The organism is Hamadaea sp. NPDC050747 (genome assembly GCF_040654195.1).
Classification (GTDB): domain Bacteria; phylum Actinomycetota; class Actinomycetes; order Mycobacteriales; family Micromonosporaceae; genus Hamadaea.
The window spans coordinates 259,500-282,048 of record NZ_JBFAHM010000013.1 but is presented as its reverse complement, the minus strand read 5'-3'; the positions used below and the strand labels follow the sequence as shown (position 1 = coordinate 282,048).

The window sequence follows — 22,549 nt, the reverse complement described above, 5'->3', positions numbered from 1 at the left end:
CGCCTGGCTGCACATGTACAACCATCACCGAGCACACACCGCACTCGGCGGTCGGCCACCCGCAAGCCGTGTTCCCAACCTGAGTGGGCAGAACATCTAGGCGAGAAACAGTCGCTCTGGCCGCCCTTTCCCGCCTAGATCGACTCGATCGTGCCGGGCAGGGGTGATCTTGCGCGGAATCGGTCGCCTCGGCGACGCCAACGATTCAAGATCAACGTGCCTGCGCGGGCGGACCCATGCGTAATGGTGGCGAAAGCCACCAACGGGATGAGGCTCAGCGCGGCGACCACGAGCGCGACCGTGCCCCAAGCGATGGCGGTCCCGGCGACGATCGCACCGAAGCCGCCGAGCGTGGCGACGGGCGCCCAGCGCCAGCGCGTACGCCGGGCGACCAGCTCGCCGCCGACGACGACCGGCAGGAGCACGAGCACGGTCAGGGGGATCCCGACGAGGGCCGCCGCCAGGATCATGAACGGGCCGGCGAGCGGGCCACCGGGGTCGGCGCCGGTGATCGCGGCGACGACGAACAAGGCCAGGTACGCCAGCGCGGCCGTCACCGGGTACAGGACCCAGGCGACGGCCGCGCCGAGCAGGTAACGCACGAGCCACACGCGCGTGAGCCTAGCGAAAGCGCAAGCCTGGCGAACGTGCTGGTCAGGCCTCCGGGTGCTCGGTGACGTTCTGGAGGTAGAGCTGTTCGCCGAGCGTCTCGAGCAGGTCGAGCTGCGTCTCCAGGTAGTCGATGTGGTGCTCCTCGTCGGAGAGGATGTCCTCGAAGATGGTGGCCGAGGTGACGTCGCCGACCGAGCGCATGTACTCGATGCCGCGCCGGAGCCGTTCGATCGCCTCCTCCTCGATCTTCATGTCGCATTTGAACTGCTCTTTGACCGTCTCGCCGATGCGCAGCGGGAACAGCTTCTGGAAGTTCGGCAGGCCGTCGAGGAAGAGGATGCGCTCGGCCAGCCGGTCGGCGTGCTTCATCTCGTCGATCGACTCGTGCCGGGTGTACTTCGCCAGCTTCGTGAAGCCCCAGTTCTCCTGCATGCGGAAGTGCAGCCAGTACTGGTTGATGGCGGTCAACTCCGCCGTGAGCTGCTCGTTGAGGAATTCGATGACGCGAGCGTCGCCTTGCATGGCGTGTGAACCTCCCAGTGAGATATCCCGGAAGGGAATCTACGCGTGTATGTCCGAAACATCGCGCTAAGAGATGAAACGGCGCGCCGAGAGGTGAGCGGGGTCAAGCAGGCACGGCGGAGAAATAGTCTTCGATCATGTCGCGCAGCCGGTCGTGGCAGGTGAAGCAGTTGGTGCCCGCCTCACACTCGTCGCCGATCTTCTCCACGTCGTGCGCGCCGCACTGGATGGCCGAGTGAACCTCTTCTTCACTCACTCGGTTGCAGATGCACGCGTACACCGGGGTCCTTCCTGAGAGGCGGTTAGCCTTGCCTCAGTAAGGGTGCCCTAAAACCCCAGCTCACGCAAGATGTGGTGACACACTGCGCAGTGCCGCGAGATCGTCGGCGTGGGTCTCGCCGGGCGTCTCCACGATCACGGGAAGGCCGGCCGCCGACGGATGCGCCATCAACTCCCGGAACGGCTCCAGCCCGATCATGCCCTTGCCGATCGCTTCGTGCCGGTCTCGGGTCGACCCCAGCGGATCCTTGGAATCGTTGGCGTGCACCAGCTCCAGCCGTCCCGGGCCGACCGCCTCCACCAGGGCGTCGAGGGTGGCCGTCATGCCGCCAGGGGTCGCCAGGTCGTGCCCGGCCGCCCAGGCGTGGCAGGTGTCGAAGCAGACTCCGAGGGCCGGGTGGTGATCGACGGCGGCGAAGTACTCCGCCAGGTGTTCCACTCGGGCCGCCAGCGACCGGCCGCCGCCCGCCGAGGGTTCGACCAGCAATCGCGGCCAGCCCGCCGCCTGGGATTTGTCCAGCAGCGGCAGGAGCGCCTCGCGTACCTGCTTCCAAGCCTGATCCGTGTGGCTGGGGTCGACCGAGCTGCCCGCGTGGAAGACCACCCCGCGGGCGCCGATGGCCTTGCCACGGATCAGCGCATGGGAGATCGCGGCCTCCGACTGGGTGACCGTCGCGGGCGTCGGCGAACCCAGATTGACCAGCAGGGGAGCGTGGATGAACGACGGGATGCCCCGCTCGGCGCAGCCCGCCAGGAAGGCGCCGTCCTGCGCCGGATCCCCGGCCGACTGCCGCCAGCTGCGGGCGTTGCCGATGTACACCTGCACCGAGCCGGCGTCGAGCTGGTCGACGTAGGCCAAGGCCGACTTCGCCAGCCCGCCGGCCGTGAAGGAGTGGACGCCGATCATCAGACGACTCGGCAGCGGATGACGATCTGCTGCCCCTGATTGACCATCGTGCCCGGCTTGGGATCCATGTCCCGGACCCAGCCACTCTCGCCCATCTGCCCGTCCACCTGTACGACCAGCGCCATGCTCTCGAGCTGGCGCTTCGCGTCGCCGCAGCCCCAGTTCATCACGTCGGGCAGGGCGAACGAGGTCGGGTTCTCGCTGACCGTCAGGGTGATCGTCTGGTCCTTCTCCGCGCCGGAGCCGTCCACCGGGTTCTGCGCGATGACCTGGCCGTTGGGCTTGTCGGACTTCTGGAAGGTGATGGCGACCTTCAGCCCCATCCCCTCCAGCGTGGCCCGGGCGGCGGCCTGGTCCTGACCGACCACGTTCGGCACGGTCAACGGTGCCTTGCCCTTGCTGAGGATGAGGGTCACCTTGTCGCCCGGCTTCAGCTCGGTCCCCACGGTCGGCTGAACCGCGATGACGGTGTTGGCCGGCGCGGTGTCGCTGTACTGGGCGGCGCCCTTGACCGGCTGGAGCTTCACCGCCGACAGGTCGACGACGGCCAGCTCCCACGTCTTGCCGACGATGTCCGGCACCTGGTAGCGCTCGGGGCCGAGGGACAGCGTCATGTTGATGTCGCTGCCCTTGACGACCCGCTCACCGGGCGGCGGATCCTGCTCCAGGACGGTGTCCTTCTTGATCTCCTCGCTGAACCGGCCCTGGTCGAAGTGCGCGGTGAAGCCGGCCTTGCGCGCCAGCGCCTCGGCGGCGGCCCGGTCGAGCCCGGTCAGCTTCGGGGCGGCCTCGTAGCGGCCGAAGCCGAGCCACCAGCCGCCGACCAGCACCAGCAGGGCCAGTACGACCAGGCTGGCGGTCAGCGCCATCCGGCCCCGGGGCGAGCCCTTCACCCGGGCGTACGCGTCGCGGGCGCGCTCGACGAGCGTCGGGTCCTCGTCGGCGTACTGCGGCTGGGGGGCGGGCCGGGCACGGCCGGCCGGGCCGGGCGAGGGCAGCCGGGCCCAGGACGGGCGGTCCGACGGCCGAACCTGCCCGACGACCACCGTCGGCTGGGCGGACGGCCGGGCGCGGGCGGCGGCGGCGATGATCACCTCGCGGGCCTGTTGCACCTCGGTGAGCAGGGCGCCCGCGTCGGTCGGCCGCAACGCGGGATCACGACGGGTCGCGCGGGCCACGAGATCGTCGGCGATCGGCGGCAGCCCCGGCACGAACCGCGACGGCGGCGGCACATCGCGGTCGACGTGCTGCCAGGCGATGTCGACCGGGCGGTCGCCGTCGTAGGGGACACGTCCGGTGAGCATTTCGAACAGGACGATGCCGGCCGCGTACACGTCGGACCGGGGATCGGCGACGCCGCTGGTCACCAGCTCGGGAGCCACGTACGCCACGGTCGCCATGAGCTGACCGGAACCGTCGTCGGCGCTGGCCGCGACGGCACGGGCGAGCCCGAAGTCAGCCACCTTCACGACGGCGTCGACGAGCTCGGCGGAGCCGCCCGGGGCCTCGGCGATGAGCACGTTCTCCGGCTTCACGTCCCGGTGCACCAGACCGGCCCGGTGCGCGGTGGCGATCGCGGCGAGCATCTGCTCCAGCACGGCGAGCGCCTCGACAGGGGCGAGGCGGCGGCGCTCGGTCAGGATGTCGCGCAGCGTCCGGCCGCGGACGTACTCCATCACCAGGTAGGGCAGCCCGTTGTGGTTGCCCTGGTCGTAGACCGCGACTACGTTCGGGTGGGTCAGCCGGGCGACGGTCTTCGCCTCGTCGGTGAACCGCTCGACGAACTGCGGATCGGCGGCCCGGCCAGTGTGGATGATCTTGATAGCGACAGTTCGCTCAAGACGTTCGTCGGTCGCGGTGTAGACAGTCGCCATCCCGCCGCGGGCTACCCGCCCGCGGATGCGGTAGCGGCCGTCCAGCAGCGACCCGAGGAGATTGTCGGCGACCTGAGTGTCCATCGGCGTGCAGTCTAAGTCAGTCTCGGCCGTCCAGACACCATTGGGCCGTTGGGCTGGGCCGGAGCGCGCCGCGCCGATGGGCTCGATCACCGGGTGACCCCGGGTCCCGGGCTCTCCGTCGACCCTGACGTGGGTGTGGGCGAAGTCACACCGGAGGGGGACGGGGACGGCGTACCGCTGAGGCTCGGGCTGGCCGACGTGCCAGGGCTCGGCGGCTGCGTACAGCTGCAGGTGGGCACCGGTGCGGGCGTGGGCACCGGCGGCTTCGGCGTCTTCGTGGTCGCGTGCGGTCGCTTGGTCACCTGCGCGGTCGCCGGAGCGGACGTGGGAAGCGTCACCGGCACGGGAGACCGCAGAATCTGGGACGGCGCAGGCGCGGCGTGCGCCGGCAGGCCGGCCGGAGGCGTGCCCGGATCGAGCAACGCCCGCATCCCGGTGATCATCGCGAGGACGCCGCCGGCCGACAGCGCCAGCAGCACCAGTCCGGCCGCGGCCAGCGTCATGCGCTGCCGGGCGGGGGAGCGTACGGGGTCAGTCGGGCGTGGGCCCTTGGGCCGGGCGCGCCGATGCCCCTTCGGCGGCGGTGGCGCGACGGCCCGGGGCGCACGCAACTCCACCTCGGTCTCGGACCACGAGTCGGCCCAGGGGTCGGCGGCCGCTCCGTCGGGCGTACCGGAGCGCTTGCGCAAGTCGTACCGGACCGAACGCCAGGCGCCGGCCACCTCTCGCTGGATCACACGCAGGGGGTTCACGTCGTGGTTCCTCGGGTGCGGGATCCCGGCCGGGCCGGTGGAGCGGCCCGCCGAATGTGGGATCGTGTACGGGTGACTGAGAACGTCTCAACGTGGGTGAACCTCCCCGACGTGGCCGAGCGCTTCGGCGTGCCGATCACGAAGGTCCACCAGTGGCGGAAGGAAGGCGCGCTGCTGGCCGTGCGCCGAGACGGCGTCCTGCAGGTGCCGGCGGAGCTGGTGGCGAACGACACCGTGCTCAAGCACCTCCCCGGCGTGCTGACGTTGCTGCGGGACGCCGGGTACAACGACGAAGAGGCGTTGCGGTGGCTCTACACCGCCGACGACACCCTTCCGGGCACGCCCGCGCAGGCGCTCGGCGGTGACCTGGCGCGCGAGGTCAAGCGCCGCGCGCAGGCGCTCGCCTTCTAGTGCGCCTGACCTACCTCGCCGTGCTGGCGGGCTGCCTGCTCTGCGCCCTCTGGCTGGAACCCGTGCTACGCGTGGGGGTGTTGCGCCAGGTCCGTCGCCTGGCGCTCACCGTCGCGCCGGTCGCGGCCGTGTTTCTGCTGTGGGACCTGGCCGCGGTCCACTCCGGCTGGTGGTCCTTCGACGCCGCGCAGATCCTAGGGGTACGCCTTCCCGGCGGGCTGCCGTTGGAGGAGGCGCTCTTCTTCGTGGTGGTGCCGCTGTGCGCGATCCTCGGCTACGAGGCCGTCCGGGGTGTGCTGAAGCGGTGACCTACACGGTTTCGGTGATCCTCGGGGTGCTGGCCGCCGTCGTGGTCGACCTCTGGATTCTGCGTACGCGATTGCTGACCGGCGTGGTGTTCTGGGCGACCTACCCGATCGTGCTGCTGTTCCAGTTGCTGTCCAACGGCGTGCTCACCGGTCGCGGCGTCGTCCGGTACGCCGACTGGACCGTCCTGGGCCTGCGGATCGCGTACGCGCCGGTGGAGGATCTGCTGTTCGGCTTCGCGTTGGTGCTGCTCACGCTGTCCGTCTGGGTCTGGCTCGGACGGCGTACGCCAGCAGGGCGATGACCGCCGCGAGCGCGGCGAAGGCCCCGGGCCCCTTGGTGAGCACGGCCAGCCCCAATCCGTTGGGCAGCACCAGGAAACACAGCCCGATCGTGACGGCGGCCCGCGTCTTCGTCCACGCCTCGGTTCGCCGGGGAGCCTCTTGGGCGAGCCGCCAGGAGTGCGGTACAGCGGCCAGGACGGCCAGCGGCGCCAAGGCGTACCAGGGGTAGAAGACGGGTCCGAGGACCGCCAGTGCCGCCAGCACCCATCCGCAGGCGGCGATCACCGTCGCGGCCGGCGCCTTCCAGGCTTTCCTCACGGCGTACAAGCTGATGAGCAGGAGGGCGATCAGGCCGAGCGCGCGGGCCACCGTGACGGACGCGGACATCGCGTCGATTCCGAAGGCGCGGAGCAGGTAGCCGACCGCCATGCCCGCGCCGGTCGGCAGCGAGGTCCACTGCTGGAGGTCGCCGGTGTCCCGCAGGCCGTGCACCCAGCCGAGACCGAGGCCGGAGGCGAGGGTGAGCGCGGCGAACGTGGCGACGCTCGCCAAGAGCGCGGCCCACCGTTGTCGCCACGGCGGTAGCAGGAGCAGCACGAACGGCAGGGCGACGAGGGCGGTGACCTTGATTGCGACCGCCCCGCCGAGCAGGATCCCGGCGATGAGCCAGTCGTTCCTGCGCTTGCTCGCGGCGGCCGCCAGCCCCGCCACGATGAGCCCGGCCATCACCGCGTCGTTGTGCGCCCCGGAGACCGCGTGGATCGCGACCAGCGGGGTGAGGAGGCCGAGCCACCGGGCCCCGCCGCGGCCGAGGCGGTTCAGGCCCCAGCCGAGCAGGGCGAGCCCGCCCAGCGCGATCAGCCGGAGGACGGTGACCGCGATCGTCAGCTGCGTGTCGAGGTCGTTCGAGACGAACTTCGCCATCGCCACCGCGACTCCACTCAGGACGATCGCGAGCGGGCCGTACGGAGTCGGCGTGTGCCACCAGAGTTCCGGCACACTGGGCGTCCACAGGCAGCCGCCGTCGGCGACGCCCAGTTTGTAGGGATCGAGCCCGGCCAGCCAGATGTCGCCCTGACACGCGTACGCGTAGACGTCCCGGCTGGCCAGCGGCGGCGCGAGCAGCAACGGGACGAACCACAGCACGCTCGGATTCCTGCTCCGCCACCAGATCAAGCCCAACGCCGCCGTCGCGACCAGCCACAACAACAGGCCGAGCTGGAACCGGCCGCTCGTGGAACCCAGGCCCTCCAGGCGGAGCGTCGGCGCGGGATCACCCGACGGCAGCGCACCGGCCAGCCACGCCGCCACCGCCAGCACCGCTGACGCCGCCAGGCCCGCTGCCGCTGCTCGCCGCGCTCGCCCTGCTCGCACCGCTCGCCCCGTCCCTCCCGCGCGCTCCCGCGCTGCTTTCTGCGCTGCTCTCCGCGCTGCTCTCCGCGCGATCATGAACTAACGGTCGTGATCGACCGGAGTGTCGCGTCCGCCACACCATGATCGATCCCACCGGACCCTGATCGACAACGGCCTGCCGCCGCGGACATGGTCGCATCCGCGTACGGCGTGGTGCCGCATGGCACACTGCCCGGATGGAGATCAGCCGGCGTCGCCTGCCCGTCCTCGTCGCCGTGGCGTCGGTGCTGATCGTGGTCCTCGCGACCATGCTGGGCTTCTGCGCCGGACGCTCGACGGACAGCCCGGCGCCGTCGGCGACCTCCGCAGCGCCGGTGGCGAGTGCGAAGACGCCCGTCTCCGGCTTGCCGACCGTCGCCGTCGCCCAGCTGCCGCAGCAGGCACGCGACACCCTGGTGCTGATCGACAAAGGCGGGCCGTACCCGTACGACCGGGACGGGATCGTCTTCGGCAACAACGAACGCCTGCTGCCGCAGCAGGCGCGCGGCTACTACCACGAGTACACGGTCCCGACCCCGGGGTCACGGGATCGCGGCGCGCGACGGCTGGTGGTCGGCCAGGGCGGCGACATCTACTACACCGACGACCACTACGAGTCGTTCCGGCAGGTGCTCAGGTAGCCCGCCGTGTGCTGGCGTCCGCGAGCCGCAGCAGCATCCGCTCGCCGTCGGCATCCAGCTCCGCGCCGTGCAGGGCGTCCAGGGCCGCGGCGGTCAATTCCGCGATTCTCTCCTCGGTACGCGCGAGAGCACCCGTGCCGACGATGATCTCGCGAAGCGTGGCGACCCCCGCGGCGTCCAGTTCCGGGCTGCCGAGCCGGTCGAGGAGCGCCTCCCGCTCAGCGGGGGTGGTCCGGTCGAGCGCGGCCGCGATGAGGTAGGTGCGCTTGCCTTCGCGCAGGTCGTCCCCGGCCGGTTTGCCGGTGACGACGGGGTCGCCGAAGACGCCGAGGATGTCGTCGCGCAGCTGGAAGGCCTCACCCAGCGGTACGCCGAACCCCGAGTACGCCACCCGCAGCGCCACCGGTGCGTCGGCGATCGCCGCGCCGAGCAGCAACGGTCGTTCGACGGTGTACTTCGCCGACTTGTAGCGGGCCACCGTCCCGGCCCGGCGCATCGAGGTGTCCCCGGTCGCCTGGGTGAGCACGTCGAGGTACTGCCCGGCGGTCACCTCCGTACGCATCGCGTCGAAGACCGGGCGGCAGCGGGCCAGCGTCACCGGGTCCAGCCCGCCCGCGTGCAGCAGTTCGTCCGACCAGACCAGGCAGGCGTCGCCGAGCAGGATCGCGGCGGACGCGCCGAAGTCGGCGGGTTCGCCGTGCCAGGCGTTCTTGAGGTGGAGTTCGCTGAACCGCCGATGGGCGGCCGGTTCGCCGCGCCGGGTGTCGGAACGGTCGATGAGATCGTCGTGGATCAAGGCGCTGGCCTGCACCAGCTCCAGCGCCGAGACGGAGGCCACGACGGCGTCCGAGTCGGCTCCGCCCGCCGCCCGATATCCCCAGTACGCGAACGCCGGCCGCAGCCGCTTGCCGCCGCCCAGGACCAGCGCGTCGATCGCGTCGGAGACGGGGGCCAGCTCGGGGTCGATCGCGAGGAGCTGGGCCCGCCGATCGGTGAGGAACGCGCGCAGCGCCCCGTCCACCCGGCGGCGCAGATCCGCCTCGTCGGTAGGGTGGGGCGCCGCCGGTGAAGTCACGCCCCAAACTTAGACGCCACCCGCTCCCTGCATTGATCCGGGCCGGTTCCCGGTGTCGTAGGTCTCGGGTAGGTTCGCGGTTGTGACTGTTATCGCTGATCATGTCGCGGAACAGCTCGAGCCCTACCGTGGCGAGCTGACGGGCTACTGCTACCGGATGCTCGGCTCGGGCTTCGAGGCCGAGGACGCCGTGCAGGAGACCATGGTGCGGGCGTGGAAGGCGTACGACCGGTTCGAGGGGCGCTCGGCCCTGCGGTCCTGGCTGTATCGCATCGCCACCAACGTCTGCCTCGACATGCTCGGGGGCAGCCAGCGCCGGGCGCGGCCGATGGATCTGGGGCCGGCGTCGACCGCGGCCGGGATGCCCGACGCGCCGCTGCCGGAGCCGACCTGGTTGCTGCCGGTGCCGGACAGCCAGGTTTTGCCGTCGAGCGGCGATCCCGCCGACGTCGCGGTCGCGCGCGACAGCATCCGGCTCGCCTTCGTGGCGGCGTTGCAGCACCTCGCGCCCCGGCAGCGGGCCGTGCTCATCCTGCGCGAGGTGCTCCAGTGGTCGGCGGCGGAGACGGCCGACCTGCTCGACACCAGCGTCGCCTCGGTCAACAGCGCGCTCCAGCGGGCGCGGGCGACGCTCGCGACGGTCGACACGGCCCAGACCGACACGCTGGACGCCCTCGACCCGGCTCAGCAGGAGTTCTTGGGCAAATACGTCGCGGCCTTCGAGAGTTACGACCTCGACACGCTGGCCAAGCTGCTGCACGAGGACGTCGTTCTCTCGATGCCGCCGCTGGAGATGTGGCTGCGCGGCCCGGAGGAGATCCGCGCCTGGATGCTCGGCACCGGCAACGGCTGCCGCAACTCCCGGCTGATCCCGACCGCCGCGAACGGCAGCCCGGCGTTCGGGCAGTACCGGCCGGCCGCGAACGGCCAGGGGCACGAGCCGTGGGCGTTGATCGTCCTCGAGATCGCCGACGGCAAGATCGCTTACGTGAACAACTTCCTGGACACCGATCGGCTGTTCCCGCTGTTCGGCTTGCCGTCCCGGCTCGACTAGCCCGTCCCTTCGCGGGGTGGTGCCCTTCGCGGGGTGGTGCCCTTCGCGGGGCGGTGCCCTTCGCGGGGCGGTGCCCTTCGCGGGGCGGTCCCGGGATAACGCGCTTCTGACGAGCCGGATAACCGCGTCATCCGGGGATAACGCGATGATCTTGGGTGATCGTAGGGAGCCCGGCGGTGAAGAGCGCGGAGATCCCGACGCTGATATCGCGCAGGGAGCTCAGCGGAGCGGGAGGACGTCGGCCAGGCCGATCAGGGAGAGCAGCGCGACCAGCCCCGGGCTCGCACCGCTGATCTGGATACGCCGCCCCCGCCGCCGGGCGGCCAGGTGCAGCCGGGCCAGGGCGTCGACGGTGACGGCGTCCGGGCGGTGGACCGCGCTGACGTCGAACTCCACCACCCCGTCGACGGCGTCGAGCAGGATCTCCAACCGGTCGCAGAGCCCCGGGATGTCGGCGCGGGCCAGCCCCGGGCCGAGCGCCCAGACGACCGGCTCGGGTAACGGCGCCTCGGGGCTGCGCACGGTCGGGCCTCCTGTCGTCGGGTTCACCCCTACTGACGACCGGGACGCCCAGAACTCATCGCCGTCGGCGGGATCCGTCGGCGAGAACCGTGGGCAGTGGCCACCGATTGGGACGGATGCGGACGTTTGTCCTGGTCGGCGCTAGAGTACGGGCATGACCCTGGGCGCCCCCTCGACCTTCCCCGGCGACCGGCCGACCGTGGGACACCTGCTCGCCTCGCCGGAGCCGACGATCTCGTTCGAGTTCTTCGCGCCCAAGACGCCCGAGGGCGACGTGCTGCTGTGGCAGGCGATCCGCGAGCTGGAGGCGCTGCGCCCGGCGTACGTGTCGATCACCTATGGCGCGGGCGGCACGACCCGCGACACGACCGTGGCCTGGACCGAGCGGATCGCCGGGGAGACCACCCTGGTCCCGATGGGCCACCTCACCGCGGTGAACCACTCCGTGGCCGAGCTGCGCAACGTCATCGGGCATTACGCGGACGCCGGCGTGCGCAACGTGCTGACGGTGCGCGGCGATCCGCCCGGCGACCCGCAGGCCGAGTGGATCGCCCATCCGAACGGCCTGACCCACGCCGACGAGCTGGTCCGGCTCGTGCGGGAGAGCGGCGACTTCTGCGTCGGAGTGGCCGCGTTCGTCGAGCAGCATCCGCGGTCGCGGTCGCTGGCCGAAGACGTCGACACCCTCGTGCGCAAGTTCCAGCTCGGCGCCGACTTCGCGATCACCCAGATCTTCTTCAACTGGGAGGACTACGTCCGGCTGCGCGACGCGGTCGCGGCCCGCGGCTACGACAACCCCATCGTGCCCGGCGTCATGCCGGTCACGAACGTCTCGCAGATCGAGCGGTTCGCCCAGCTCACCGGCATGGTCTTCCCCGTGGCCCTGGCCGCGCGGCTGCGCGAGGTCGGTGACGACGCCACGGCGGTACGCGCGATCGGCGTGGAGGTCGCGACCGCCCTGAGTGATCGACTTCTCGCCGAGGGCGCACCCGGATTGCACCTCATCACGTTGAACAGATCGACCTCCAGCCGGGAGGTCTGGCGCAACCTGCGAGAGGGAGCGCTCGTGTAGGACGCGACAGCGGGGGATCATGATCGGCGACGGGGCGACGGACTGGACCGCGACCGAAGGCGAAGTGCTCGCCGAACCCGCTGTGAACCCGCGGGCGATCATGGACTGGCCGCGGTTCGTGACGGCCTGGGCCGCCGCGAACGAGGGCTTCGACCTCCGGCACGCCGGGCCTGGGCAACGGTGGTGGGCCCGGCTGGCGTACAAGTGCGGAATCGCGCTGACCCGGATCGGGGGCACCGCCGCGGCGACGACCGCGTGCGCGGTGCTGGCCGCGCTGTTCGTCCCCCTGATCTCGGCCGGCGGCGGGCGCTGGCCGTTGCTCGCCGTCGTCCTCATGGCGGTCGGCCTGCTCGGCGAGGCGGCCAGCCGGGCGGTGAGCGTCCTGCTGGGCGGGTCGATGCGCCGGGACGCGTTCTACCGCAGCCTCGCCGAACGGGCGGCCGAGATCTGCTGGCTGTGGGCGGCCGCCGCACTGGGCGCCGCCACGCTCCTCATCCTCGCCTGCGGGGTGCTGATGGCGGCGCACGAATACGTGCGAGCCCGGGCCATGGCCGCGGGGATGCGCCCGGCCGGGACGTCGACAGTCGGCGACCGTCCACTGCGGATCGCGTCCACCTTCGCCCTGCTGCTGATCGCGGGCGTGGTCGCCCCGCTCGCCGACGACCTGCCCGCCGGGACCAGCACCCTCGTGCTCGCCCTGTGGGCGTTGCTCGGTCTGTTCGGGTTCGTGCAACTGCTGGGGGTCGTCCGCAAGGGACTCAGCCGCTGACCCGCTGCTCCGCTGGCCTGCTGTTCCCGGATATGGCGCTGGATCAGGGATCCGGGTCGAATCTTGCCCCAAGATTCGACCCGGATCCCTGATCCAGCGCCCGACGGGACGGGGTCAGTCGAGCGGGAGCGGGCGGCCCAGCACGGCGAACGGGCGGAAATCGCCCGGGAAGAGGAAATGGCGCAGCACGTCGGAGAAGCCGAACCGGCGGTAGAGCCGCCAGGCCCGGGACTTCTGCTCGTCCGCCTCCGGTGTGGACAGCAGCGCGGTCTGCCCGGTCGCCATCCTCAGCAGGGCGTTGAGCTGCTGGGCGCCGATGCCGTGGCCCTGCGCCGCCGGGCGTACGTGCAACTCGACGACCTCGAACGGGTCGGTCATCCAGAGTTTGCGCTGATCGGCGTCCAGCGCCGAGCTGACCTGGTCGTGCCACCACTGGCCGGGGCCGCCCGGGTAGCCGTAGCCGAAGCCGAGCAACTGCCCGTCCGTCGTCAGCGTGGCCACACCCCGGACGTCGGGCCGGCGTACGTGGGCGGCGAATCGCCCGGCGCGGGCCTGCAGGTCCGCGCCGGAGTGTCCCATCGCCTCGCCGTAGACCTCGATGACCTCGGGCAGGCGCCGTTGCAGATCCTCCGGAGTCCAGGCGATCAGCCGGATGCCCATGGGTCAGTTCACCTTCACGGGTACGCCGCCGGTGATCCGCAGCAGCTCGGCGTAGGTGGTGGGGAAGACCGACTGGGGCACTCCGCCGGCCGCCCAGACCTCGGCGTACCCTTCGAGTGCCTGATCGACGAGCGTGCGCACCGGCTTGGGGTGACCGAGCGGCGCGACGCCGCCGATGGCTTGGCCCGTGTGCTCGCGGACGAACTCCGGCGTAGCCCGGTCCACACGCGACAGTTCGAGGGTCCGGGCGATCAGCTTGGTGTCCACGCGATGCGCGCCCGAGGTGAGGACGAGGAGGGGATCGCCGTCAGCCGAGAAGATCAGCGAGTTGGCGATCTGGCCGACCTCGACGCCGAGCGCGGCCGCGGCCAGCGCCGCGGTGTGCACCGCCTCCGGGAGGATGCGGATGCTGCTGGGGCGGCCGCTGCCGTCCACCGCGTCGGCGCAGGCGAGGGCGTCCTGCACGGCGCGGACGTTGGGGTGGTCATGCATGACGCGATTGTCCCACCTGGCGGCGGGAAGGGGGTTCGGCAGCGCGCCGCCGCGGGGTCGGTTTTTGTCGTACCCTCGCGGTAGACTTGCTGAAGAGTTCGAACGAGCGTTCTAGACTTTCGAACAGTGTTCGAATAGAGTGTCCTGCAGGGGGAGCGGTTCGCGGCCGTGACCCCGCAGGCGGCGCGCTTGCGCAGCGCGCCACTCCAGAACCGCAGGGCATTCGCGGTGTCCGTGGTTCTGACAGGCGGGATCGCCATCCGCCGCCCACCCGACCCCCGGGTGGCGGGTGGCGTGCCCGATCGGTTGGCCGGTCGGGTGTGGTGTGGGGAAGCTCCACACCCCCCGGCCAGCCGGCGAGGCGGTGGCGGCGACGCCGACCACCGCCGCGCCCCCGCCTTGCGTACGCGAGGTGGTGAAGCAGCCGCGAGCTGCTGCGTCTTCCCCCGCAGTGGTGTGTTCGACCCGACCGTCGACCGCCGAAATGGAGACGCACAGATGACTACGCCATCGTTGATCGCGGGCGCCGCCCGTACTCCCGTCTCCGCCCATCTGCTGCCCCATCGCACCCCCGTCGAGCTGATCGCGCTGGCCCGCCGAGGCATCCTCGAGGCGTCCGCCGCGCCGTCGGCCGCCCAGCGATACGCCACCGCTCATCTGGCCGCCCTGCGTGCGGCCGCCGCCGTCCTCGCCATGCGCGCCCAGCCGGTCGCCGGTCGTCGCCGGTCCCAGGTGACCAGCGCCTGGCTCCTGCTCGTCAAGGTCGCCCCCGACCTGGCGAAATGGGCCGAATTCTTCGCCGCCGGCGCCGCCAAGCGGTCGGCCGCCGAGGCCGGCATCGCCAAGGTGACCACCCGGGAGGCCGACGACCTGGTGCGCGCCGCCGGCCAGTTCATCGACGTCGTCCAGGGCTCGCTGGGCCTGTCCCATCCCGCCCTGGTGGCCTGACACACCGAGCGGGGGGAGCGGCACAACCATGTCCAGCGCACGGCGGGCGGCGGAACTCGCCGAGCTGGTGGCCTCGTCCGGGGCCGGGCCGATCACGGTCGGCTCGACCACCCGGGGCCGGCGGCTGACGGCCGGCTCCGGCAGCTCAGCCGGCTCGGGCGGCGGATCCCGGGCCGCGGCCGGCGTCGCCGCGGCGGCCGAATCCGTGACCACGGCCGGGGAACTCGCCGGCGACGACGTCACCCGGATGCTGCCGGTGACGGCCGCGCTGCAGCCGCTGCTCCCCGGCGGCGGCCTGCGGCGGGGGAGCACGGTGACGATCACCCGGGCACTCCAGACCCCCGGCGGGGACGGCCCGCCGGGCGGGGCGCTGCGTGCGGCGGCGACCAGGGCAGCCGCCGCACGCAGCGCTCGAACTCCGAGACTGACCCCGTTGCGGTCGGCCGACCGGACGAGCTGGGGCGGCACCTCGGTGATGCTCGCGTTGCTCGCCGAGGCGTCCCAGGCGGGTTCCTGGTGCGCCATCGTGGGGCTGCCCGACCTCGGGGTGGCCGCCGCCGCCGAACTCGGCATCGTCCTCGAACGGCTGGCCCTGGTGCCCCACCCCGGCGCCAAGTGGCAGGAGGTCGTCGCCACCCTGCTCGACGGGTTCGACCTGGTGGTCGTGGCCGTCCGGGAGCCGGTGACCCCGCAGATCGCCGCGCGGCTGTCCGCCCGCGCCCGGCTGCGGGGCAGCGTCCTGCTCCCGATGGGCCCCTGGGACTCCGCCGACCTGGTCCTCGAACCGGTCGGCGCGCAGTGGCAGGGGCTGGGTCCCGGGCACGGCCGGCTGCGGTGCCGGCACCTGACGATCGCCGCCCGGGGCCGGGGGACGGCCGCCCGGCCCCGGGAGGTCGACGTCTGGCTGCCCACCGAGACGGGCGGGATCCGGGCCCACGTCACCGAAGCCACAGTGGACCCCCGGTCTTCGCGCGGCCACCTGCGCGCGATCTCCGGTGGCTGACGCCGGGCGTACGGCGGTGGTGTGGTGTCCCGACTGGCCGGTGATCGCCGCCGAGATCATCGACGGAGTCGACGCGGCGGGACCCGTCATCGTCCTGCAGAACAACCGGGTCCAGGCCTGCTCGGCGGCGGCCCGGGCCGACGGCGTACGCCGGGGGATGCGTAAACGGGAGGCGCAGAGCACCTCACCCCGGTCGGTGGTGGTCGACGACGACCCCGGACGCGACGCGCGCGCCTTCGAACCGGTGATCGCCGCCGCCGAGGAAGTCGTCGCCGGAGTCGCCGCGCTCCGCCCCGGGACGTGCGCATTCGCCGTACGCGGTCCGGCCCGTTACTTCGGCGGGGAGGAGATCGCCGCCGAACAGGTCGTCGAGCACATCGCCCAGGCCTGCGGCGTCGAAGCCCAGATCGGCATGGCCGAAGGCGTGTTCGCCGCCGGGATCGCCGCGCGGGCCGGTCGCCTCGTCCCGGCCGGGCAGACCGCGGCGTACCTGGCGGGGCTGCCGATCGACCTGCTGGACCGGCCCAAACTCGTCGACCTCCTGCGTCGCCTCGGCGTGCACACCCTGGGGGCGTACGCCGCCCTTCCGCCGTCGGACGTGCTGGCCCGGTTCGGCCTCGACGCCGCCGTCGCGCACAAGCTCGCGGCCGGACTCGACACCCGGCCGCTGGCGATCCGCAGCGCCCCGCCCGACCTGGCGGTCGGCGAGGAGTTCGAAGAACCGGTCGACCGGGTCGACGTGGCCGCCTTCGCCGCCCGGTCCCTCGCCGAACGGCTGCACGAACGGCTGGCCGCGTACGGGATGGCCTGCACCCGGCTGGCCATCGACGCGGTGACCGTCCACGGCGAGGAACTGCACCGGATCTGGCGGCACGACGGCGTCCTGACCGCCGCGGGCATCGCCGACCGGGTCCGGTGGCAGTTGGAAGGCTGGCTGCTCCGCCCGGAACGGCCGACCGGTGGGGTGTTGCGGCTGACGCTGACGCCGGACGGCGTGCTGCGGCAGGTGGGGTTGCAGCCGGGGCTGTGGGGCGAGACCGGACCGGACCGGGAACGGGCGAACCGGGCCGCCACCCGGGTGCAGGGCCTGCTCGGCCCCGACGCGGTGCTCACCCCGTCCCTCGGCGGCCGGCAATACGGACGGCTGATCCCCTGGGGGCTGATCCCCTGGGGTGACGAACGACCGCCTGCCGACGACCGGCCCTGGCCGGGGCGTACGCCCGCGCCGTCCGGGGCGCTGCTGGCCGGCCCCCAACGACCGGTACGCCTCCTCGACGAGCACGGCGAACCGGTGACGATCGACGGGCGGCTGCGGATGAGCGCGCCGCCCGCCACCCTGGTCCTCGACGGTGCGCCCGTCCCGGTCGTGGGCTGGAACGGACCCTGGCCGCTCGACGACCACTGGTGGGACGGGCGGGTCGCCGAACGGTCGGCCCGGCTCCAAGTCCTGCTCGACGACCGGGCGGTGGTGGTCACGCTGCGGGGTGGCGAGTGGTACGCCGCCGTCGTCTTCGACTGACATGATCATTGCGTCAGCCATGCGGTTTCAAGGGACATTTCGCCGTGCGAAACGACATGGCTGACGCGATGATCACGCGGGCGGGCGGACGGGGCTGCGCGGACGGCCATCGACGGGCATGCTGTGTGGCCGTGGTGATGGTGTTCCGGATTCTGTTCACGATCGGGGCGGCGGCGTGCGTGGCGTACGTCGTCGCCGTGGCACTTCGGGCGCGGGGCAAGGACAGCGGCACGGTACGGCTGCTGGCTCACCCGCGCGTTCTCGCGGCCGGGCTGGCGCTGGGCATCGGCGGGCTGGTCGTCGACTACCTCTGGTCGTTGTTCGTGTTCCCCTTCTGACCTTCCGACAGTTCCCCTTCTGACCTTCCGACAAGGCGAATTGATCATTGAGTTGGGGAGTCGATCAGGGCGCTACGGACACGACACGCCGGTCGATCATGCCCGTTAGTTCATGATCGCGCGGAAAAAGGGGGGAGAGCGGCTGGGGGGTTAGTACAGTTGTTCGGGTGAGCAGGTTCAACGGTGGTGAGGCGCTGCCCTGGAAGGAGCTGGAACGGCGGCTGTCCGGCCCCGGCGCGGAAAAGGCCGAGGGGCAAGGCCGGGTGGTCGACCCGCTGGCCGAGGACGAGATCGGCCCGCAGAGCCGCAAGCGCGAGCGGCCGGCGGCGCCGCCGCTGATCCGGCGGGACAAGGCGGCCGAGGTCGCGTACGCCGAACTGCACTGCCACACGAACTTCAGTTTCCTCGACGGGGCCAGTCATCCGGAGGAGCTGGTCCGGGAGGCCGTCCGTCTGGGGTTGACCGGGTTGGCGGTGACCGATCACGACGGGATGCCGGGCGTGGTGCGGTTCTCGGAGGAGGCCCGGGACTGGGGGCTGCCCACGGTCTTCGGCTCGGAGTTGAGCCTGGAGTTGCCGGGCGCCCAGGCGGGGGAGCCGGATCCGGCCGGCCGCCATCTGCTGCTGCTCGCCCGCGGCCAGCACGGGTACGCGCGACTGTCCGCCGCGATCGCGGAGGCGCAGCTGGCCGGGGGCGAGAAGGGCCGCCCGAAGTACGACATCGAGCAGATCGCCGCCGCCGTCAAAGATCACGCCGTCGTGCTGACCGGCTGCCGGAAGGGCCACGTTCCCCGGGCCCTCGTCGAGCAAGGCGAAACGGCCGCGCAGAAGGAGCTGGACCGGCTCATCAGCCTGTTCGGGCGGGACAACGTGATCGTCGAGCTCATCGATCACGGCGATCCGCTGGACGTCGACCGCAACGAGGCGCTGTACGACCTGGCCCGGGAGAAGAAGCTGACCGCCGTCGCCACCAACAACGTGCACTATCACGTGCCGGGGCGCCGGCGGCTGGCGACGACGCTGGCCGCGGTCCGGGCCCGGCGGTCCCTCGACGAGATCGACCCGTGGCTGCCCGCGGCGGGGACGGCGTACCTGCGTTCGGGGGAGGAGATGGCGGCGCGGTTCGCGTACTTCCCGGGAGTGGTCGCCAACGCCGCCCGGCTGGGCGAGGAGCTGGCCTTCGACCTGCAGCTGGTGGCGCCGAACCTGCCGCCCTATCCGGTGCCGCCGGGCCACGACGAGAACTCCTACCTGCGTGAACTCGTCTACGAAGGGGCGGCGGCCCGATACGGGACCAACCATCCCGAGGCGTACGCCCAGATCGAGCACGAGCTGGCGCTGATCGCCAAGCTCAGCTATCCGGGGTACTTCCTGATCGTCTACGACATCGTGAAGTTCTGCAAAGAAAACAAGATCTACTGCCAGGGCCGGGGCTCGGCGGCCAACAGCGCGGTCTGCTACGCGCTCTGGATCACCAATGTGGACGCCGTCAAGGAGCGCCTGCTCTTCGAGCGGTTCCTCGCCGAGGAGCGCGACGGCCCGCCCGACATCGACGTCGACATCGAGTCCGACCAGCGCGAGAAGGTCATCCAGTACGTCTATGAGAAGTACGGGCGGCGGCACGCGGCCCAGGTCGCCAACGTCATCTCCTACCGGCCCCGGTCGGCGGTCCGCGACATGGCCCGCGCCTTCGGCTTCTCCCCGGGCCAGCAGGACGCCTGGTCCAAGCAGCTGGACCGGTGGTCGGGGATCGACGCCCAGGACGGCCGGAACGAGGGCATCCCGGAGCATGTGGTCGAGTTCGCCAACCAGGTGATGGGCTTCCCGCGGCACCTGGGCATCCACTCCGGCGGCATGGTGATCTGCGACCGGCCGGTGATCGAGGTGTGCCCGGTGGAGTGGGCGCGGATGCCCGGCCGGACCGTGCTTCAGTGGGACAAGGACGACTGCGCCGCGATCGGCCTGGTCAAGTTCGACCTGCTCGGGCTGGGCATGCTCTCGGCGTTGCGGTACGCCTTCGAATTCATCGAGGAGGAGATGGACCTCGCGAACATGCCGATGGACGACCCGGAGGTCTACGACATGCTCTGCCGGGCCGACTCGGTGGGCGTGTTCCAGGTGGAGAGCCGGGCGCAGATGTCCACGTTGCCGCGCCTGAAGCCGCGTGTGTTCTACGACCTGGTGGTGGAGGTCGCGCTGATCCGGCCCGGCCCCATCCAGGGGGGCTCGGTGCATCCGTTCATCCGGCGCAAGAACGGGCTGGAGGAGCCGACCTACCCGCATCCGTTGATGCGCAACGCGTTGGAGAAGACGCTCGGCGTACCGCTGTTCCAGGAGCAGATGATGCAACTGGCCATCGACGTCGCCGGGTTCTCCCCGAGCGAGTCCGACCAGCTCCGCCGGGCGATGGGGGCGAAACGGTCGGTCGAGAAGATGGCCCGGCTGCGCGATCGGCTCTACGCCGGAATGGCGGCCAACGGCATCACCGGCCCGGTCGCCGACGACATCTACGGCAAGCTGGAGGCGTTCGCGTCCTACGGCTTCCCGGAGAGCCACGCGATGAGCTTCGCGTACCTGGTCTACGCGAGTTCCTGGCTCAAGCGGTATCACCCGGCCGCCTTCCTCGCCGCGCTGCTCAACGCGCAGCCGATGGGGTTCTACTCGCCGCAGTCGCTGACCGACGACGCCCGGCGCCACGGAGTCGAGGTACGCCGCCCGGACATCAACCGGAGCGGAGCGAAGGCCACCTTGGAGAGCGAGGGCGCCACCCGCTGGGGGTCGGTCGCCGGTGAGCCGCCGTCCCGCTGGGGACTGGGCGGCCCCGCTGTCCGGCTCGGGCTCGGCGCTGTGCGTACCCTCGGGGACGCGGTGGCCGAGCGCATCGTGGCGGAACGGGAGCGCGGCGGCCCTTATCGCGACCTGGCGGACCTGGCCCGGCGCGCGGAACTGACCACCGCGCACCTGGAGGCCCTGGCCACCGCGGACGCCTTCGCCCCGTTCGGCCTGGACCGGCGGGCGGCGTTGTGGGCCGCAGGGGCCGCCGCGCAGGAGCGGCCGGACCGCCTGCCGGGCACCATCGCGGGCCTGGACGCGCCCACGCTGCCCGGGATGGACGACGTGGACAAGCTGGTCGCGGACGTGTGGGCGACCGGGATGAGCCCGGACGACCACCCGATCCGGCTGGTCCGCGCGCTGCTGAACGAGCGGGGCGCCATCCCGATCGCGCAGCTGAGCCGGGCGCCCGACGGCACCCGGGTGCTGGTCGGCGGGCTGGTCACGCATCGCCAGCGGCCCGGCACCGCCGGTGGCGTGACCTTCCTCAGCCTGGAGGACGAGACCGGCATGCTCAACGTGGTCTGCTCGCCCGGCCTGTGGGTGCGGCATCGCCGGGTCGCCCGCACCAGCGGCGCCCTGATCATCCGGGGGCGGCTGGAGATCGCGAGCGGTGTCGTCAATCTGTCCGCGGAACGGCTGGAGCATCTTCCGACCGCGACAAGACCGTCCTCACGCGACTTCCGGTAGCCGATCTTGGCCGGAACGTGACATCTGTGGGTACGGATGGGTCTTGCCCGCCACGTCCACTCGCGACTACCTTGCGTTGCAAGTTGCACGGCGAGCGCGGGGAGGGCACACAGATGCGAACGAGGTCACTCGCTGTCACGGCCGTCGGCGTCCTGGTCGCGGCCCTCGTGCCGTTGCCCGCCGCCGCCGAGCCGGCCACGGCGTCCTGTGTGGTCACCGGAGGGACCCCGGCCGTCGCCGCCGCGCTGCGCGGGGCCACCCCCGACGAGGACGGGGTGTATCCGTACCAGGAATGGCTCGCGGGGGAGCAGGGCCAGCGCGCCACCGCCGCGCTCGTCGGCGTCGAGGACCAGGTCTTCGGGCACGTGCCCAGCTCCGCGCCGGTCCCGAAGAAGGTCACACGCGGGCTCATCGGCTTCGCTCCGGACTACTCCAGCCAGTCGCTGGTCGCTGTCGTCACTCCCGAGTACGCCGGAACGCCCGAACTGGAAAAGCACCTGGCTGACGCGCAGTCCCGCCTTGGGGAGGGCGCGCCCGCGCTGCGGGTGCAGACGGGGTGCTTCTCCGCCGCCGCCATCGCCGACGCGTACGCGATCCTGACGGGCACCGAGTGGCGCACAGGCAAGTTCGCGTACGCCTTCCACCTGGACCCGGTGGACTCCAAGTTCCACGTCACGGTGGACACTCCGCAGACCAAGGCGGCCGAGAAGCTCGCCGCACTGCTGGGCGACCGGGGCGTGGTCGAGCTCGGTCAGGTCGGCCGCACCGGGCGGCTCAACGACGGCGAGCCCCACTTCGGCGGGGCGGGCATCCGCAAGGGCTACAACGCGAACACCGCGACCAACACTTGCACGAGCGGGTTCATGGTCCGCAGCCGCAGCACGAACGCGATCGTCGGCATGACGACCGCCGGGCACTGCTTCGCCGCCGGCGACTCGGTCTACTCCTCGACGCAGTACTACGGGGTCGCGCAGGCCACGATCCAAGGGGAGTACCCGGCGACCGACGCCCGCCGCGTCTACTCGTCGGCCGAGAGCTACGACAACGTCATCCACGTCGAACCCTGCTCGCCGTGTACGCGTACGGTCACCTCACGGACGTATGTGACGAGCGGCAGCAGCGGCATCTGCTCCAGCGGCATGGTCACCACGGCGATCTGCAGCCTGACCGTCATCAGCGTCACCGGGCAGATCTGCGACGGCATCGGCTGCACCTCCGGGCTGCTCGTGCTCTACCGCAACGGCGACACCATCGTGCGGGCGGGCGACTCGGGCGGGCCGCTCTACCTCCGTAACGGAAGCACCACCGCCTCGGCCGTCGGCCAGATCGTCGGCGGCGCGGGCGGCCGCTACAGCACCTCGACCTACATGTACGCCGAATCGTTCGACTCGATCGAGGCCGCCCTCGACGTGTACATCGCCACCAGCTAACTGCTTTTGGTTTTGGCGCTGGATCAGGGTTCCGGGGGGTGTAGTTACCCCAAAATAGAGACCGGAACCCCTAAAACAGCTC

Annotated in this window: 24 protein-coding genes; 13 read left to right on the top strand and 11 right to left on the bottom strand. The window is 71.6% G+C overall.

The genetic code is table 11. The annotated features are described in order from the left end of the window. Positions 1–134: 134 nt before the first annotated feature. The 6 genes from AB0H43_RS30085 to AB0H43_RS30060 form a co-directional block, all read right to left on the bottom strand. Positions 135–611, bottom strand: coding sequence for a hypothetical protein (locus AB0H43_RS30085; RefSeq protein WP_360004797.1), 477 nt, complete (start codon positions 609–611; stop codon positions 135–137). Positions 612–654: 43 nt separating this feature from the next. Then, entirely contained in the window at positions 655–1,134 is a 480-nt protein-coding gene (gene bfr, locus AB0H43_RS30080; RefSeq protein WP_360004795.1) for a bacterioferritin, read from the bottom strand. 103 nt (positions 1,135–1,237) lie between these two features. Continuing rightward, on the bottom strand, positions 1,238–1,414 hold the full coding sequence (locus AB0H43_RS30075) for a (2Fe-2S)-binding protein (protein ID WP_360004793.1): 177 nt from the start codon (positions 1,412–1,414) through the stop codon (positions 1,238–1,240). Between the two features lie 60 nt (positions 1,415–1,474). After that, positions 1,475–2,320: a deoxyribonuclease IV gene (locus tag AB0H43_RS30070; RefSeq protein ID WP_360004791.1), complete on the bottom strand. Its 846-nt coding sequence runs from the start codon at positions 2,318–2,320 to the stop codon at positions 1,475–1,477. Further along, positions 2,320–4,278: a Stk1 family PASTA domain-containing Ser/Thr kinase gene (pknB, locus tag AB0H43_RS30065; protein ID WP_360004789.1), complete on the bottom strand. Its 1,959-nt coding sequence runs from the start codon at positions 4,276–4,278 to the stop codon at positions 2,320–2,322. Before pknB ends, AB0H43_RS30070 begins: the two co-directional genes overlap by 1 nt. An 86-nt stretch (positions 4,279–4,364) precedes the next feature. Then, positions 4,365–5,030: a hypothetical protein gene (locus tag AB0H43_RS30060; protein ID WP_360004787.1), complete on the bottom strand. Its 666-nt coding sequence runs from the start codon at positions 5,028–5,030 to the stop codon at positions 4,365–4,367. Between the two features lie 54 nt (positions 5,031–5,084). On the opposite strand from AB0H43_RS30060, the gene AB0H43_RS30055 reads away from it, so the two are divergent. From AB0H43_RS30055 to AB0H43_RS30045, 3 genes are read left to right on the top strand one after another with little or no spacing between them, the layout of a single operon-like run. Next, positions 5,085–5,441, top strand: a complete 357-nt coding sequence (locus tag AB0H43_RS30055) for an Rv2175c family DNA-binding protein (RefSeq protein WP_360004785.1) — start codon at positions 5,085–5,087, stop codon at positions 5,439–5,441. Next, a complete protein-coding gene (locus AB0H43_RS30050; protein ID WP_360004783.1) occupies positions 5,441–5,749 on the top strand; it encodes a lycopene cyclase domain-containing protein in 309 nt (102 codons plus the stop codon). The genes AB0H43_RS30055 and AB0H43_RS30050 overlap by 1 nt, the downstream gene beginning before the upstream one ends. Then, a complete protein-coding gene (locus AB0H43_RS30045) occupies positions 5,746–6,051 on the top strand; it encodes a lycopene cyclase domain-containing protein (RefSeq protein WP_360004781.1) in 306 nt (101 codons plus the stop codon). The genes AB0H43_RS30050 and AB0H43_RS30045 overlap by 4 nt, the downstream gene beginning before the upstream one ends. On the opposite strand, the gene mptB is transcribed toward AB0H43_RS30045, so the two are convergent. Continuing rightward, positions 5,999–7,405: a polyprenol phosphomannose-dependent alpha 1,6 mannosyltransferase MptB gene (gene mptB, locus AB0H43_RS30040; protein ID WP_360004780.1), complete on the bottom strand. Its 1,407-nt coding sequence runs from the start codon at positions 7,403–7,405 to the stop codon at positions 5,999–6,001. The genes AB0H43_RS30045 and mptB overlap by 53 nt on opposite strands. 215 nt (positions 7,406–7,620) lie before the next feature. On the opposite strand from mptB, the gene AB0H43_RS30035 reads away from it, so the two are divergent. Further along, positions 7,621–8,064 (top strand): ribonuclease domain-containing protein, encoded by a 444-nt coding sequence (locus tag AB0H43_RS30035; protein WP_360004778.1) that lies wholly within the window; start codon positions 7,621–7,623, stop codon positions 8,062–8,064. Here the strand turns inward: AB0H43_RS30035 and AB0H43_RS30030 are convergent. Further along, positions 8,057–9,139 carry a polyprenyl synthetase family protein gene (locus tag AB0H43_RS30030; protein WP_360004776.1) on the bottom strand — a complete coding sequence of 361 codons (1,083 nt, stop codon included), beginning with the start codon at positions 9,137–9,139 and terminating at the stop codon, positions 8,057–8,059. The genes AB0H43_RS30035 and AB0H43_RS30030 overlap by 8 nt on opposite strands. Positions 9,140–9,221: 82 nt before the next feature. Here AB0H43_RS30030 and AB0H43_RS30025 point away from each other — a divergent pair, with 82 nt between their 5' ends. Continuing rightward, on the top strand, positions 9,222–10,193 hold the full coding sequence (locus AB0H43_RS30025) for a sigma-70 family RNA polymerase sigma factor (RefSeq protein WP_360004775.1): 972 nt from the start codon (positions 9,222–9,224) through the stop codon (positions 10,191–10,193). Positions 10,194–10,412: 219 nt separating this feature from the next. Here the strand turns inward: AB0H43_RS30025 and AB0H43_RS30020 are convergent, their stop codons facing one another. Continuing rightward, on the bottom strand, positions 10,413–10,715 hold the full coding sequence (locus AB0H43_RS30020) for an STAS domain-containing protein (protein ID WP_360004773.1): 303 nt from the start codon (positions 10,713–10,715) through the stop codon (positions 10,413–10,415). Positions 10,716–10,869: 154 nt separating this feature from the next. On the opposite strand from AB0H43_RS30020, the gene AB0H43_RS30015 reads away from it, so the two are divergent. Both AB0H43_RS30015 and AB0H43_RS30010 read left to right on the top strand, forming a co-directional pair. Beyond that, a complete protein-coding gene (locus tag AB0H43_RS30015; protein WP_360004771.1) occupies positions 10,870–11,787 on the top strand; it encodes a methylenetetrahydrofolate reductase in 918 nt (305 codons plus the stop codon). Between the two features lie 19 nt (positions 11,788–11,806). Continuing rightward, positions 11,807–12,556, top strand: a complete 750-nt coding sequence (locus AB0H43_RS30010) for a CDP-alcohol phosphatidyltransferase family protein (RefSeq protein ID WP_360004769.1) — start codon at positions 11,807–11,809, stop codon at positions 12,554–12,556. Positions 12,557–12,670: 114 nt separating this feature from the next. On the opposite strand, the gene AB0H43_RS30005 is transcribed toward AB0H43_RS30010, so the two are convergent. Both AB0H43_RS30005 and AB0H43_RS30000 read right to left on the bottom strand, forming a co-directional pair. Next, positions 12,671–13,210: a GNAT family N-acetyltransferase gene (locus AB0H43_RS30005; RefSeq protein ID WP_360004824.1), complete on the bottom strand. Its 540-nt coding sequence runs from the start codon at positions 13,208–13,210 to the stop codon at positions 12,671–12,673. A 9-nt stretch (positions 13,211–13,219) separates the two neighbouring features. Further along, positions 13,220–13,708, bottom strand: coding sequence for a YbaK/EbsC family protein (locus tag AB0H43_RS30000; protein WP_360004767.1), 489 nt, complete (start codon positions 13,706–13,708; stop codon positions 13,220–13,222). 498 nt (positions 13,709–14,206) lie between these two features. On the opposite strand from AB0H43_RS30000, the gene AB0H43_RS29995 reads away from it, so the two are divergent. The 6 genes from AB0H43_RS29995 (at position 14,207) to AB0H43_RS29970 (ending at position 22,467) form a co-directional block, all read left to right on the top strand. Beyond that, complete coding sequence (locus AB0H43_RS29995) at positions 14,207–14,656, top strand: SAV_6107 family HEPN domain-containing protein (protein WP_360004765.1); 450 nt, start codon at positions 14,207–14,209, stop codon at positions 14,654–14,656. 28 nt (positions 14,657–14,684) lie between these two features. Beyond that, positions 14,685–15,659: a hypothetical protein gene (locus AB0H43_RS29990; protein WP_360004763.1), complete on the top strand. Its 975-nt coding sequence runs from the start codon at positions 14,685–14,687 to the stop codon at positions 15,657–15,659. Then, a complete protein-coding gene (locus AB0H43_RS29985; protein WP_360004761.1) occupies positions 15,652–17,178 on the top strand; it encodes a DNA polymerase Y family protein in 1,527 nt (508 codons plus the stop codon). Before AB0H43_RS29990 ends, AB0H43_RS29985 begins: the two co-directional genes overlap by 8 nt. 131 nt (positions 17,179–17,309) lie before the next feature. After that, positions 17,310–17,516: a hypothetical protein gene (locus tag AB0H43_RS29980; protein WP_360004759.1), complete on the top strand. Its 207-nt coding sequence runs from the start codon at positions 17,310–17,312 to the stop codon at positions 17,514–17,516. A 167-nt stretch (positions 17,517–17,683) separates the two neighbouring features. Next, entirely contained in the window at positions 17,684–21,037 is a 3,354-nt protein-coding gene (locus AB0H43_RS29975) for an error-prone DNA polymerase (RefSeq protein ID WP_360004757.1), read from the top strand. Between the two features lie 113 nt (positions 21,038–21,150). Continuing rightward, complete coding sequence (locus AB0H43_RS29970) at positions 21,151–22,467, top strand: hypothetical protein (protein WP_360004756.1); 1,317 nt, start codon at positions 21,151–21,153, stop codon at positions 22,465–22,467. The last annotated feature ends 82 nt before the right edge of the window (positions 22,468–22,549 follow it).

Bases quoted from the DNA above. Each gene is read 5' to 3' on its own strand.
- AB0H43_RS30010 (WP_360004769.1), top strand. From the start codon at position 11,807: ATGATCGGCGACGGGGCGACGGACTGGACCGCGACCGAAGGCGAAGTG.
- AB0H43_RS30035 (WP_360004778.1), top strand. From the start codon at position 7,621: ATGGAGATCAGCCGGCGTCGCCTGCCCGTCCTCGTCGCCGTGGCGTCG.
- AB0H43_RS30070 (WP_360004791.1), bottom strand. From the start codon at position 2,320: ATGATCGGCGTCCACTCCTTCACGGCCGGCGGGCTGGCGAAGTCGGCC.
- bfr (WP_360004795.1), bottom strand. From the start codon at position 1,134: ATGCAAGGCGACGCTCGCGTCATCGAATTCCTCAACGAGCAGCTCACG.
- pknB (WP_360004789.1), bottom strand. From the start codon at position 4,278: ATGGACACTCAGGTCGCCGACAATCTCCTCGGGTCGCTGCTGGACGGC.
- AB0H43_RS30055 (WP_360004785.1), top strand. From the start codon at position 5,085: ATGTGGGATCGTGTACGGGTGACTGAGAACGTCTCAACGTGGGTGAAC.
- AB0H43_RS30015 (WP_360004771.1), top strand. From the start codon at position 10,870: ATGACCCTGGGCGCCCCCTCGACCTTCCCCGGCGACCGGCCGACCGTG.
- AB0H43_RS29990 (WP_360004763.1), top strand. From the start codon at position 14,685: ATGTCCAGCGCACGGCGGGCGGCGGAACTCGCCGAGCTGGTGGCCTCG.
- AB0H43_RS29995 (WP_360004765.1), top strand. From the start codon at position 14,207: ATGACTACGCCATCGTTGATCGCGGGCGCCGCCCGTACTCCCGTCTCC.
- AB0H43_RS30000 (WP_360004767.1), bottom strand. From the start codon at position 13,708: ATGCATGACCACCCCAACGTCCGCGCCGTGCAGGACGCCCTCGCCTGC.
- AB0H43_RS29970 (WP_360004756.1), top strand. From the start codon at position 21,151: ATGCGAACGAGGTCACTCGCTGTCACGGCCGTCGGCGTCCTGGTCGCG.